Source organism: Teredinibacter purpureus (assembly GCF_014217335.1).
Lineage (GTDB): Bacteria > Pseudomonadota > Gammaproteobacteria > Pseudomonadales > Cellvibrionaceae > Teredinibacter > Teredinibacter purpureus.
This window is the reverse complement of the sequence record NZ_CP060092.1, coordinates 421,408-434,932: the sequence shown is the minus strand read 5'-3', so window position 1 is coordinate 434,932 and position 13,525 is coordinate 421,408. Positions and strand designations below refer to the sequence as shown.

Sequence of the window (13,525 nt, the reverse complement as noted above, 5' to 3'; positions counted from 1 at the left end):
TATGTCACAAAGTGGGCAGTTATAGGTTGTATAGATAATGGAAAGAAACAATTTCTTGCAGCACTCATCAAGTGTTTTTTCCTTTGTACAAAAAGGCGAAATAAAATCAGTCAGCAAAGAAGAGTTACAAAATAAAGTTGATCGATTAAAGCTAAAGTTGCTCAGCCTTGGGGTGAAAGATAAAGCGCGAATTGGCGTAATGTGCAAAAACGGTATCGAGAGTATTGTGGCCGAATGTGCAATTACTCAGCTTCAGTGTATTACGGTAGGGTTTCCGCGTGAATACTACAACAATAATGTGGCTGAACTATGCGATAAGTTCAAATGCTCGGTTGTTCTTTGTGGTCGTTCAGAATTCAAAAAAGTATTGAGTAAGAATGCGCCAATACTCAATATAACGTCGTTGGAGTTTGTCGGTGAGGTTTTTCCTGTAGAGAAAAATATCGATAGCGAAGATGTATTTTCTGTCATATTTTCGAGTGGCAGTACAGGAAGTTTAAAAGGCATAAAAGTTAGCGCTAAAGGATTAATAGAGATAATAAAATGCATGTCATCTGTATTTCCCTCGGGAAACCATAATAGCACGATACTCTTCATGCATTTTTCCTTCTTCCAACAGAAGATCTTGATGTACTACTGCCTCGTGAATAATATCAATATGTTGGTTGTCGACGAGCGGCACACTTTTAAAGCGCTGAGCGAATACCCGTTTACGGGTCTTATGGCGCCCCCATTGATGTGGGAGAATTTTGAAAACTTGTTTAATCAAGGTATATCGGCCAGGCCCTTGGCGAAAAAGCTCTTTAATTTTTCTAAAAATACGGGCCTCATTCGACTGCCCTTCGTTAAAAAACTATTTTTTTCCGAGTTATACAAGATATTCAAGCCGTGTTGCGCATATTTATGGACGGGAATGGCGCCAACAAAAGAATCAACTGTGCAGTTTTTTCAAGCGCTGGGGTTTCCCTTGATTAATGCGTACGGTCTAATCGAAACAGGGCCTATAACGGCAAACGTGAGGGGAGCGAGGGATCCGTTATCGCTTGGGCACGTAATACCTAAATCTTGCGAAATATATCTAGATAATGACACTAGCGAAATACTCATTACGCAGGACTATCCCTTAGCCGTCGCCTATATCAACCTCGCGGATATGAGTGAATACCCCGTGTATAAAGGAGGGGTATTGCATACCGGTGATCTTGGTAGGCGAAACTCTTCTGGAAACATTGATTTTATAGGGCGGAAAGATTTTTTAATTGTTGCCCCTGACGGCCGAAAAGTTTCTCCTGAAGTGATAGAAGCCGAATTTGTTGAAGCGATTGGTTGCCGGTGGTGCGTCATTGAAATGAAAGACGATTCATTAATGCTCTACGTCGGCTTATACGATAAAGCGTTAAGTGATAGCGAATTAAACTTAATCGTCATGCGTGAAAATAGAAAGAGGTCGCACGGATTTATGGTTAGGCAATTCGCAGTACTGCGGGAGCCCGATATATCGGATGATATGTTTACGAGAAATATGAAGATCAACAGAGGATATTTTTCATCAGCGGACATAGACCGCTATACAGTAAAAAGTGAATAGAGCGCCCTTCAAGAGTCTATAGAAAATGCTGATCGGTAAAACATAGTGTAAGGCAATCTATTAATGCAATTAATGGATCGTATGATGAGTGTGCGTATGAATAAAAATGAGTTAACCCAGTTGGTTTTGGTCGAGGTCTCTGCGATTTTGGCTTCGTATAATATTGACCGAGACGTAACAGTGGCGTCGCGATTAGGATCTGACCTAGAGGCAAATTCATTGATGGTCATTTTAATGTTATCTCGATTAGAGGCAACGTTCGAAGACGATCTTCCTGATGAGATATATGAGTTGAGCCCAGACTGTCAGTTAAGTGAAATAATAGAGATTCTAGCTGCGGAGAACGCTTAACGTGATAGCTGAAGACTGTACCGTTGAGGGAGTGTCGACGCATAGTCGTGGGCAAAAAGATGGCGCGACCTACACTTTCGAATGTTCCAAGGGTGATGCACATATTATTGACGAGATATCGGTGTTTCGTTATGAAACCTATTCTTGCGAAGATAAGAGTACGCTATTTCCCACCAGAAAAATTGTTGACGAATATGACGAGAAAGCCGTTCACTTTATTGCACGAAAAGAAGGCAATATTGTTGGTACTTTGCGAGCGAGATTCTCGACGAATGTCCAATTAGAGGCGTCTTCCTATATAGACTTGTCGTTGTTAACGGATAATTATCGAATTGCCGAAGTTTCAAAGCTCATTGTAAAAACAGGTAATATTTCTCCTACGGTAACGGCTAGGCTATTTAACTATGCAAAACAGTACGGAAAAAAAGAAAATATTCAATATATTGTAATATTTTTTCATGCGCTTGATAGTAAACAAGTCTATTTCAGGAAAATGGGGTTTCAGGTAGGTACGAATGAGTTTGTCTATGAAAATCATTCTGGCCCATTCGGCGGATTGGTTCATAAAATGGGCATAATGCAGTTATGAATAGCCAGCCTGATAGTAAAGGCACTAAGAAAATAGAGGTGGTTGATGGACACCTACATTTGTCATCTTTAGAGTTTACACCTAAGTCATTTGTTGACGGTATTGGGCGAAACGTCTCGGAACGTCTAAAAGCAGACAACTACACGGTACCTAAAAAACTGTTAAGTAAGCAGCTGTGCAAAACTTTTGATGATGCAGAATATGTGCGTCTAGAACGGTATTTGTCTACTTCGCGAATTAAAAACGCACTGATTCTTTTGCCAGATTTTACCTATTGCCTTGATGATGCATCGACGACAATCGAGAGTATGATTGACCGCCATCATGAATTGGTTCTTATGGATACCCGATTTGAGTATTTTGCGGGAGTGGATCCTCGGCACGGGAAACATGCATTCGACATTTTCTTAGATGCCGTTGAAAATAAAATGTGTAAAGGGTTAAAGATCTACCCGCCTTGTGGGGTCGCGCCTGACGACGAACGTTTTAATCCCTTCTACGAGTGTTGTCATTCAAATGGCCTGCCTGTATTGATTCATATTGGGTCAACCTCGCCTACGCTTGGCCATTGTTTTGCAACGCCGGATTTAGTCGCAAATGCTGCAATAAAATTTCCGTCAGTAAATTTTATATTGGCCCACGGAGCAATTCATCATGTTCGTGATTGTGTGATGTATGCCAGAAATCTACCGAATGTTTACTTAGATCTTAGCGGTATGCAATCTGTGATATATAACGAACAGGTTATAGCGTCGTACCAGGAAATATTCATGATGGGGATTAACCATAAAATAATCTATGGAACAGATTGGCCCGTTTTTAGTGCTACTAAAACACAGGGGTGTTTCTATAACACGTTGCAGACGCATGGCTGTGCGTTTTCCTCTCTTCCGTTTAACGAAAGAGAAATGATTTTGTCTGGCAATATAAGAAGATTAGTTTCCTTTAGATGAAAAATATAAATATAAATATAAAAAGTGGAGCGTAAAATGATTGAATACTATCTTGGCCTGAAAGAAAAGTTTAAGAAAGGTGAGCTTTTTGATCCGCCGCTTATCCATCTTCTGGTGACGAATACCTGTAACCTTAATTGTCGTCATTGTTTTGCTGCCGATAGTACAAACAATATTAAGGAAAATGTAGATCTTAGCTTCGATGAGTATAAGAAAATATCGGACTCTATGGGCCGCATCGGCATGATGATGGTGTGTGGTGGCGAACCCTTTCTAAAAAAAGATCTAACAGACATAGTTAAGCTATTCATTAAGAATAACAACGTTTCTAAAATTGGACTATCGACAAATGGCTACGCATGGCGGCAAACAATACCTAAGGTAGAGCAGCTAGTTGCGGAAACGGATATTAATTACTCCTTGGTATTTTCTGTAGATGGCGTTAAGGATACGCATGACTTTATTCGCGATCACGAAAAACGTAAATCTTTCGATAAATTAATGGTAACGTGGGAAAAGGCCAAGAAGCTAGAAAGCCAATACCCAAATTTATCGGTTGAGCTGTCGTCTGTGGTCAATAAATATAATCATGAACAGCTCGATGATATGTATGACCTATTTACGAATACAATGGAGGCCTCGCATATAGGGGTTCTGTATGTTCGGCAAGAGCAGTGGGACAAAGATATTAAGAGCGATATTAGTCTTGAGAACTATCGGCACTACACACAGCGCATTGAAGATTGGGTATACAAAACGGCCAAGCCAAAAGATTACCTATCCGCATTATTTAAGTCGTCACAGCTATTAATGTATCGCATAATCTACGATACATTGAAAAGTGGTGAAGTCTATATGCCTTGTGTTGCAGGTAAGGCTTCTGTGTTGTTCGATAATATGGGCGGTATCTACTCGTGTGAAGTGCGAAAAGAAGTGGCAAAACTGCGGGACAACGACTATGACTTTAAGAAAATATTCTACTCAGAGGCCATGGATACAGAGCGAAAGGCGGTAGAAGTATGCGAACATTTTCCGTGTACCCATGAAACAGAATACTTGGGGCCGTCTATTCCATTCTCCCTGCCTGAGCACCGTGAGAGCGAGCTGTTTGAAATATTTAGCCGGTTCCAGCCACATTTAGAAACGGCTTAAATGCCAAGGCCTCTCTATTCTATATGAACGTTCTGATTTTATACTCCTCTGCAGGCCGTGGGCATTACTCCGCCGCGGCCGCAATAGAGCAAGAGCTGTTGGCTAGCGCTGAAGCGAATATTATGGTTACTTTGGACGACCCAGTGGTGGCATCGAATCGTTTATCTCGAGCAATGGTTTGGCTTTACAATACGATGGTTAAATACTGTCCGTGGTCGTACAAGTACTATGTACGCTATCTCAATTGGTCGAAGCCTCATATTGCTGAAGGGTTTAAGACGAAAACATATGGCTACCTAGCGGAACTCTATCGGCGTGTCTCGCCAGATATTATTATCTCTGTCTACCCAATGACTAACCATATTCCAAAGCAAGTATGCGATGATATTTTTACGGTTAAGAACGTGCCTTTTTTAGTTTTCAATACCGATCCTTTCAAACAGTTCTTGCATGCTTGGATAAACCCCGATGTTACGCTCCAGCTTTGTCCCAGTTCGGATAACGTAGATGAATCTCTACGATTAGGCGCAATAAAATCGAGTACGCGTGTCGTTCAGTATCCTATTCGGCGGGAGTTCACGCAGCGCTCGAAAAACAGCGTAAAAGAACGGTTACTCGTAATCAATTGTGGTTTTTCTGGTGTTGCTCGCTACGCCGATACGGGTGTGATTGATGCGCTTTCAAGGGAATGCTTAATCGGGATTGTGTGTGGTGGGAACATCACGCTCTATCAGTCGCTAGAGCAACGTTATGCAGGCAATCGCTCCGTTGAGGTTTATGGGTTGTTATCGGCTAAAGAAATGGCAGCGTTGTATAGCCGAGCGCAGTATAGCTTTGGCAAGGTTGGGGCCGCGACCCTGTATGAGTGTTTGGCTTTGGATGTGACCCTGCTCGTTGATACCTCGCGCGAGGTTATGCCGCAGGAACGCGATATTGTCACCTATATAGAAAGAGAAGGCGTAGGGCTATCGATCGATAAAATTCACGTACTTTTGAGTGCGGTGCAACGAACAGATATCGATTACCAAGGCAATCGCAACCGGCTCCGCACTCTCGCGCAGCCAAATTACCGTGTTGCGTCACTGGTTCTCGAGCTTCTACAGGAGCGCCTATAGTGGCATTCAGAAAAATTGCAACGCCGTACTCATTGTCGGAGACAATTGCGACGGTACTCAGAACGGAAAGAGGCGTATCAACGAAGGTTGCGGACCGGAATTTGCGGTATTTTTCTGGTAGCAAACTATTTGATCGTTCTCTAACGTCTTTGATTAAGTGCCAGCGGTTGGTTTTTCTTGGCGACTGTATGACATCTTTTGATAAGGCGGTAAGTTTTGGTGATTCGCTGCTCTCCGCTATACGTGATGCGGATGCTTACTTCATTAATGTTGAAGGATTGACGACCAACGAGCCGAGGCCGAAGGGTGTTTGGTTGGGGCGTGAACAGCGAATAGAGTACGACACGTTACAGGCTATTGCGAAAAGTTTTCCGCTAAATAAAACGTATTTATCGGTTGCTAATAATCATGCCGCAGATTTTGGCGAAGCTGTTTTCAAAGACGCCTGTTCACGCTACCAGGAATTGGGTTTTAGAATATTCGGTACAAAAGATAATTTTAGTGTTGAGCTTGATAACGGGGTTAACATTCTAACGGGTACTCAGTGGAGTAATCAGCCGTGCGATTTTATAGCGAACTGTGATGATGTTGCTAGCCAAGCGGTAGTAGAGGGCTTCAATATTATGTACCCGCATTGGGGCTATGAGCTGGAGCTTTTTCCACGGCTGGATTCAATTCGCCGTGCGCGTCAATACAGTGAGCGGTTTGATATGATTGTCGGCCACCACTCCCATTACCCTCAGGCAAATGCCATTTTTCAAGTACAAGGGGAACAAAAGCCGTGCTTCTTTAGTTTAGGTAACTTGGTGAGTGGCGATATTAAGCCCACTTTTCACTATGGGCATTATCTTATCGTTGAGCTACGTGCGAATAGTGTGGGAGAGATGAAGCTCTATTCGACCGAGCTGGGCTGCTTAAAGTCAAAACAAATAGGATCACGAGAAATTCTAATTGATGTGGTTGACCATCTCCCCTTTTCCACCATGCCCTAGCGTACTTCGAAAATTACCGCCCCGCCTAGACCAAAGGTAAACGAGCTAAGTAGAAAATAGCCTTTTCTAGGCTGCACGTCATCGTCAAAATAGTCGCACATGTTGATGATGATGTCAGAGTTCCAGCTATGTCCCTTTGTGGTTAAATTTTTGGTATAAAACTGCGGTTTGTTAAAGCCCGTTTTCATCATTAAAAACCCGAAAAAAGGCCTAAAAATATTGACCGAAAATACGCGTTCAATAATGCTCGCATCTTGTTTGAATTGATTAAATAGCGTTGTGTGTAGTTGCGTAACTACATCTTGTTTCGCCGCTTTATCGGCGTCTGGTTCGGCCATTACTTCACCTGCGGCTATAAAGTTTGTTGCCTTTAGTGGGCGTTGGGCCATTCCTTTGGTTGTGCGGGATAAAACAAAGCTGGATGCGGCATCACTGAACAAGCCAAAACCGGTTAATCTTTCTTGATCGCTGGCCGAGATATCAACGCCCACGAGTAAAATATGGTTAACGTCTGGGTAGGTGTTTAGCATTAGCGTTGCGGTTTCTATGCCCGATATCAATGTTGCACAGGCTTGTAAAGACGCACCTACAGGCATTGCCTTTTCGCAGCCTAAAGAAGCGATGAAATGCCCAGTTTTACGTAATAGACGCTCTTCATCTTTCTCTACGAATGCGTTCCCACACAACATTACCATGTCGATTTCTTCGGCAGCCACGTCACCACTGGATAGGGTTTTCTTCGCGCTGTCGAAAGCGAGCTCGAATGGGGTTTGGGATGTTGCCCAGAATTGAGAGCAGCCAAAAATTGGAGCGACTCGATCGAAGTCAATATTGAGTTGATCGCCAGTAGCTTGATAGTTCTCAATATCCTTAAAACTAAGGCTGCGTTCCCCCAGGCTATAGGCCGGAGAAACCAAATCGATATCGAAGGGGAGCTTGGCGATATCCAGAAATCGTGTGCGGTGGGTGGTCATATTACTGTCTCGAATATTGGAACAATGGGCTTTTATTATTGTGTGTTTGCGAGGCGATAGGGTAAGAGCGGTGAGTGCTGGATAGCGGCCAAGCACAGCCTTTTAAAGCATCGCAGAGGGAAAAATCTAGGGGTGTGACTTCTAGAGAACGCATTGTAGTCTGTTTTGTGCTGTGCCGAACTAGCGTAATAGTTTTCGATGATTTTCGCGCTCGCTATAACGTTAGCATTATATGGTAGAATCGCCGGATTACACAGCCATTTAATAGGCGATTTAGGATCGAACAATGCCAATACCTCCTCCCGTTACCACCCCTCTTAGCGACATTTTACCGAGCGAACCACTCTTAATGATGGGGGCTGGCCCTGTACCCATCTCGAGCCGAGTAGCTGCTGCGAACAGCGTAGTGGTAAACCATCTTGGCGAGCCAATGTCGAAAATTATTTCTCAGGTTAAGGAGATGTCCAAGTACGTCTTTCAGACCCGCTCTTCCCATGTTTTTGGTGTGTCGGGCCCAGGCTCTGCAACAATGGAAATGGGCATTTGTAATGTTGTCGAGAAGGGGGACAGCGTTCTATGTTTATGTAACGGCTTCTTTAGCCAGCGTATGGCCGAAATGGCCCGACGTTGCGGTGGCGATGTTACTGTTCTAGAGGAGGATGGCGTGTTACCGGTGAGTGCTGAACGTGTAAAAGAGGCGCTCGCAAAAAAACACTACGATGTGTTAACCATCGTACATGGTGAAACGTCTTCTACGGTATGTAATATCGAGCTAGAAGCTATCTGCAAGCTCGCTCACGAGAGCAATACTATTACCGTGGTCGACGGTGTTTGTACACTGAGTACCATGCCGTTGCCAATGGATGAATGGCATATCGACGTGTTGATTACCGGTGGCCAAAAAGGTCTTTCGTCTATACCCGGTGTTTCTTTAATTGCGTTTTCTGTGCGCAGCTGGGAAAAAATTCTTGCCCGCAAAGCGAGCCCAGCACAATGGTGTTACGACGCGATACTGGCCAATAATTTTTGGCATAACGATGGCTACCATTATACGGCCCCTGTCTCAGGTATATTGGCGGTGCACGAAGCACTTAAACTGGTGTGTGAAGAAACGATAGAGTTACGCTATAAACGTCACCGGGTGTGCTCACTTTCATTGCAGAGCGGAATAGCGGCGATGGGTGTCGAATTGTATGTACCTTCTGCATTCCGTCTTAACGCGGTCGTTGGTATTCGTGTACCGGAGGGCATAGATAGTAAGATGTTACTCAATGAAATGTCGACCATGCACAAGGTTGAAATATCGGGCACTTTTGGGGCGCCAATAGTCCGTATTGGGCAAATGGGCGAACAGTGTCGAGGCCATAATTTATTTAGAACACTTCACGCGCTAGGGAACTCCTTTTCGGCTCAAGGCATGAAAGTGGATTTACCCATGGGTATGGCAGAGTTAGAGCGTAGCTTTTCTGAACTATCAAATCATACGGCGTTTTAACGATATTTTTTGAGTTGCTGAGGGGCCGTATTTCTATTAGGCGAAAGCCTGTATGAGCGCTGAGTTGGTGCTAACAGCAATCACAGACCCCACTCCTTTAGTCTATTTACCGGCATAGGTTAAAGGAGTGGTTAAAGTGTTGCTCTGGTACTTATAGTTATATCTGGTTGTTTTCTAAGTTACGTTCATCTAACGGTGACTGACTTACAAAAAAGACGAGCGAAGACCTGCGGCCACCGGTAACGGTATTAACGCCATGTGGAATTTCACATTTATTGATAAGAATATCGTGGTAGCCGGTTTTTATTTCCAGGTCTTTTCCTTCGTGTTCTACGAAAAACGATCCACCGTCATAGTCTTCGCCAAACTGAATGACTACCGAGTATTTATACTTAAAATTACTGTAAGTATCGATATGACGGCCGATATGTGAGCCTTCAATTAATATATTGGACTGGCAACGGCGTATAAAATATTCGCCACCCATTAAATGCTCGAATAATTCCTTACACTTTCCACTTGTGAGTATCTTAACTACGTTTTGGCCTATGGGATCGTTACGGTAAACCGGCAGCTCGCCCTTTTTATCTTCCATAAAGCGACCAACATCCAAATAATTCAGTTCACCTACATCACCAATTTCAATACGCTCCTTCGGGAGAGCATTGCACGACGTCTCCATATACGAAAGGTCGGCTTGATCAAATAGATTTTCGGCAGCAAATGTGGCGTAGGGGCCGTTGGCTAAACTCGTTTCTGCAAAATTGCAGAGATTCTCCACGATACTCATTGAGTGGTCTCCTTAATAGGCTTGGATAGGGTTAGTTTTTTAATAAAACTGTCGCGCACACCGTTACAAAAGTGATCTCTCAGTAGCAGTAGGGTTGAATAGAATCCCCACACTTCGTACATAGGACCATAAAGACTTTCTTTTCCTTCCATCGAGGCGCGCGTATCACCAATTGCTCGATAAGGCGCGCGAGGGAGGCGATGATGAAAATCGTGATTAGGTAAATCTTGAGGGTATACGTAAAGTCTTACGGGTATGTCATACAGTATTATCTTGAGCAGCCAAGATAGGCTGCGCGAAAAAGACGTAAACTCAGGGGGGCGGCCTTGAAATCGTCCCCACGTTACTCGACCATAGTTTTGCTTATCGGTAAGCGCGGTATTCCGCTCGTATAACCAAAGGTGTTCGGTGAGCACTTGTAACCACATAGAGTGTTCAAATAGTACTAACCGAGGGAAAACGAACAACATTAGAAACTCGGTGAGCACGTTAAAATACAGGGTTAACGATACAACACCTGTTATAAATAGAGTGCGATAAATTATTTCCCCTAGCTGCGGGCCGACGAAATTATTGCTGAATAGATCGCGAACCATGTCAGAGAGGTAGCGTGGATGAAAAGGTGTTAGCCACGTTCTCAACCAAAATTCCCATTCAGGCATTCCCAACCGAAAACGATGCCGTAAAATAAATTTTTGATCGGGGTCGTCTGGGCCACAAAGTACTTTAAGGTTATGATGAATGCGGACGTGAGATTCGCAGTAGGAGTGCCACGAAATATAAAGCAACGGCGTAGTGATAAATACGCAAGACGCAATTTTGGCTAGGCTAATATTTTCTACTATGGACCGGTGAGAGAGATAATGAAAAGTCGCCTGTAAACTGCGGAAACGATTAACGGTAATGAGCCAGCAAAGCGCTATGAGCGAAACCTGGGCGAAGCGATTTTCGATAACGTTTAGGGCGAAATAGCCGACTACAAAGCACGCTATAAGGAGAGACCACGTAAACAGAAGATGCAAAAATAAAAACGTAGGTCCTGGGCGCTTCAGTAATTTGAGCGCTTTCTTTTTAGGTTGGGGTAAACCTTTCCCTGTAACCCACGTCCAGAAAGCCTGAAAGGGCAGGTGCGCATAGGTCTCTCTAACGTTGAATTGAAAGCCGTGACGCCCGTAAAGCGTATCGAATTTATTAAGATCATCCATACTTAATATACTCGTTTTAAATACATAACGGGAAACTGTCCGTGAAGCCAATAGAACGGCATCATTTTATTGTGGTCAGCACCTATAACCATTGGGTTGTCATAGTGCTCCATAAAAAGTTTCCCCATTACGGCATACTCGGCGGCTTGATTGTATAAAATGTCTCGCAGCTCGCTATCGCCTTTACCCTTGTGCCATGCACGGTATAGCGCTAGTCGGGATTGAAAAATTGCTTCGAAATCCACCTGGCTTTGTACAATTCCCCCAAAATCACCGAGTTTAAGCATTGCAGCACTTTCTTCGACAAGTGCAAGCCAATGACTCGGCCCGCCAGCGAGTGATGTGATCGAAAGAGACGACGTGCTACGGTCTATGGCGTTAACGATTTTGCCTTGGCTTATATCGACCTTCTCTACAAAACTGCTATAACTCTCGCCAACACTATCTATTGTTGTCTTATCAAGTGCTTCAAAATCTCCGGCGGCAATGACGGTTCTATGATTAATATCGAAGCGGCTAAAAACATCCGAAAAACTAGGTAATACCCGAACGATTCTACTGGCAACGAGGCCAATACCATCACCTAGGCTATTAAACGTATACTGATACTTATCGCCGATGGTGATATAGCTATAGTCAGGGCAAACGGGGGAAATGATGTCTAATGGTTTGCCTGTATTTGAAGCCTCGATGGCCTTAACGAAGCTCTCCATATGCGGAGTCGATATGGACGAAATCGAGAAATGCTGTATGAGATTCTCAAGCTCGGAGCAGAATTCATTAGGTAGCTCATTTAAGCAGGGGTACTTCACTTTTATCTTTGGCATTGTCGCAGACTGACCGCGTAAGCAAGCAATAATTAATTCAAGTAGTGTCGGTTTTTTATTGTGTATGTAAGGTTTTTCAATCAACGTAATTACCTGCCCGTCTTTAAGTTCCTCTCGCCATCGGAAATCTGCAAAGTTTTCTTGAATGTACTGATAGAAAGGTAGAAAACGTGGTCGAGTATCGATGCTGGCGTCGGCTATTTTTGATGCATAGTGATCGTATATTTGAAATATTTTTGAAACTTCACTCTCAATACCCAGTGTGCGTACGAGCGCCTCGGGAGGCGCATCTCCACCTGAAATGGGAGATAAAATATAAGAGCTGATCATACTGTTTGACAGCTTGTTTCGTACGTAGAGGTATTCAATCTCTTTGTTGATCATGGTGGTCACCGGTATGACAGCACCTGATTTGCTGGTGATAGTTCGATCGTCGAAATCTGCACGTGATTTGGTTGATCCATTGCCCAAATAATGGATTTGGCAACATCATCCGCAGTAAGAGGTGTAAGGTTTTCGTACACTTTATCGGCTAGCTCGGTGTCCCCTTTTTTGTGTACTAACGAAAACTCGCTAACCGTTTTCCCTGGCGCTATGTTAGTCACGCGCACGTTTTTTTCTGCAAGATCAACACTAAGGCAGCGGCCAAAGTGCTGAACAAACGCTTTAGAAGCGGCGTAAATATGGCCGTTTTTATAGTGGTAGAACGCGCCTATTGAGCTGACATTAACAACATGTGCCGATTTAGCTTTGTATAGGTCGGGTAAAAAAAGCCGCGTCATATTGACGACACCAAATATATTGGTCAGAAGCATGGCTTCTATATCTTTGCTATCGAGTTCGTCAAGAGAGCCGGATCCCTGTATTAAACCGGCATTATTGATGAGCGTGCTAACGGGTCTAAACGCGCTCGGAATATTATCTATAGCCGTTTGAATGGATTGTTCATCTCGAACATCGCAGGTAACGGCCAACAACTTATCGCTACCATACAGGTCTGTTAGTGCGTTTAGTCGGTCGGTTCGTCTACCGAGCGCTATAACTTTAATTCCCCGCGACATTAATAAATCTACGCAAGCTCGGCCAATTCCTGCAGTGGCCCCCGTGATCGCTACAACGCATTCATTGGTCAGCATATCTAGTTCCGGTGTCTTGGTGTTGGTTAGCCCAAAGCAGCAAATACCTTGCATAGCACACTATGTTTTACGGGTAAAAACCCCGCTTAACATTTGCCACCTAGTATTTTAGGGGATGTGTTTCACTTGTGAATTAAAAGCGGCCGCATGATATTGCTTTGTAGGCTTTTTGAGCAAACATTTTTTCGTTAATTACGCTTAAAACTGTAAAAAAATGTTAATTAGCAAGTATATTAATGCTTATTGGTTAGAACTTTGTTTTTCTAAAAATTTTTCGCAAAAAGAATTGTTTAGTACAAAAGAATTAGCTTTTGGGTATTTAAAATCGTGAGTGTTTTATTGGCGAAATGTGTGGTGT

General features: G+C 43.5%; 13 protein-coding genes. 8 read left to right on the top strand and 5 right to left on the bottom strand.

Features of this window, described 5'->3' with window-relative positions; all coding sequences use genetic code 11:
* The first annotated feature begins 37 nt into the window (after nucleotides 1–37).
* The 7 genes from H5647_RS01700 (at nucleotide 38) to H5647_RS01670 (ending at nucleotide 6,740) form a co-directional block, all read left to right on the top strand.
* A complete protein-coding gene (locus H5647_RS01700) occupies nucleotides 38–1,588 on the top strand; it encodes an AMP-binding protein (protein WP_045855815.1) in 1,551 nt (516 codons plus the stop codon).
* Nucleotides 1,589–1,651: 63 nt separating this feature from the next.
* Nucleotides 1,652–1,939, top strand: a complete 288-nt coding sequence (locus H5647_RS01695; RefSeq protein WP_045855814.1) for a hypothetical protein — start codon at nucleotides 1,652–1,654, stop codon at nucleotides 1,937–1,939.
* Between the two features lies 1 nt (nucleotide 1,940).
* Nucleotides 1,941–2,528 (top strand): N-acyl amino acid synthase FeeM domain-containing protein, encoded by a 588-nt coding sequence (locus H5647_RS01690; protein WP_045855812.1) that lies wholly within the window; start codon nucleotides 1,941–1,943, stop codon nucleotides 2,526–2,528.
* On the top strand, nucleotides 2,525–3,481 hold the full coding sequence (locus H5647_RS01685) for an amidohydrolase family protein (RefSeq protein ID WP_052691811.1): 957 nt from the start codon (nucleotides 2,525–2,527) through the stop codon (nucleotides 3,479–3,481). The genes H5647_RS01690 and H5647_RS01685 overlap by 4 nt, the downstream gene beginning before the upstream one ends.
* A gap of 36 nt (nucleotides 3,482–3,517) precedes the next feature.
* On the top strand, nucleotides 3,518–4,633 hold the full coding sequence (locus tag H5647_RS01680) for a radical SAM protein (protein ID WP_045855810.1): 1,116 nt from the start codon (nucleotides 3,518–3,520) through the stop codon (nucleotides 4,631–4,633).
* Nucleotides 4,634–4,656: 23 nt separating this feature from the next.
* Nucleotides 4,657–5,748, top strand: a complete 1,092-nt coding sequence (locus H5647_RS01675) for an MGDG synthase family glycosyltransferase (protein ID WP_045855808.1) — start codon at nucleotides 4,657–4,659, stop codon at nucleotides 5,746–5,748.
* Nucleotides 5,748–6,740, top strand: a complete 993-nt coding sequence (locus H5647_RS01670; protein WP_045855806.1) for a CapA family protein — start codon at nucleotides 5,748–5,750, stop codon at nucleotides 6,738–6,740. Before H5647_RS01675 ends, H5647_RS01670 begins: the two co-directional genes overlap by 1 nt.
* On the opposite strand, the gene H5647_RS01665 is transcribed toward H5647_RS01670, so the two are convergent.
* Nucleotides 6,737–7,714, bottom strand: coding sequence for a beta-ketoacyl-[acyl-carrier-protein] synthase family protein (locus H5647_RS01665; protein WP_045855803.1), 978 nt, complete (start codon nucleotides 7,712–7,714; stop codon nucleotides 6,737–6,739). The two genes, H5647_RS01670 and H5647_RS01665, sit on opposite strands and share 4 nt — an antisense overlap.
* Nucleotides 7,715–8,000: 286 nt before the next feature.
* Here H5647_RS01665 and H5647_RS01660 point away from each other — a divergent pair, with 286 nt between their 5' ends.
* On the top strand, nucleotides 8,001–9,209 hold the full coding sequence (locus H5647_RS01660) for a pyridoxal-phosphate-dependent aminotransferase family protein (RefSeq protein ID WP_045855801.1): 1,209 nt from the start codon (nucleotides 8,001–8,003) through the stop codon (nucleotides 9,207–9,209).
* A gap of 157 nt (nucleotides 9,210–9,366) precedes the next feature.
* Here H5647_RS01660 and H5647_RS01655 read toward each other — a convergent pair whose 3' ends face one another.
* Genes H5647_RS01655 through H5647_RS01640 form a run of 4 tightly spaced genes read right to left on the bottom strand, consistent with a single transcriptional unit; the run spans nucleotide 9,367 to nucleotide 13,167 of the window.
* The gene (locus H5647_RS01655; RefSeq protein ID WP_045855798.1) at nucleotides 9,367–9,999 is read right to left on the bottom strand and encodes a 2OG-Fe(II) oxygenase; all 633 of its coding nucleotides are present in this window, start codon (nucleotides 9,997–9,999) and stop codon (nucleotides 9,367–9,369) included.
* Nucleotides 9,996–11,204 (bottom strand): hypothetical protein, encoded by a 1,209-nt coding sequence (locus tag H5647_RS01650; RefSeq protein WP_045855796.1) that lies wholly within the window; start codon nucleotides 11,202–11,204, stop codon nucleotides 9,996–9,998. The genes H5647_RS01655 and H5647_RS01650 overlap by 4 nt, the downstream gene beginning before the upstream one ends.
* A gap of 2 nt (nucleotides 11,205–11,206) precedes the next feature.
* Nucleotides 11,207–12,415 (bottom strand): hypothetical protein, encoded by a 1,209-nt coding sequence (locus H5647_RS01645; RefSeq protein WP_045855794.1) that lies wholly within the window; start codon nucleotides 12,413–12,415, stop codon nucleotides 11,207–11,209.
* A 5-nt stretch (nucleotides 12,416–12,420) separates the two neighbouring features.
* Nucleotides 12,421–13,167: an SDR family NAD(P)-dependent oxidoreductase gene (locus H5647_RS01640; protein ID WP_045860970.1), complete on the bottom strand. Its 747-nt coding sequence runs from the start codon at nucleotides 13,165–13,167 to the stop codon at nucleotides 12,421–12,423.
* Between the last annotated feature and the right edge of the window lie 358 nt (nucleotides 13,168–13,525).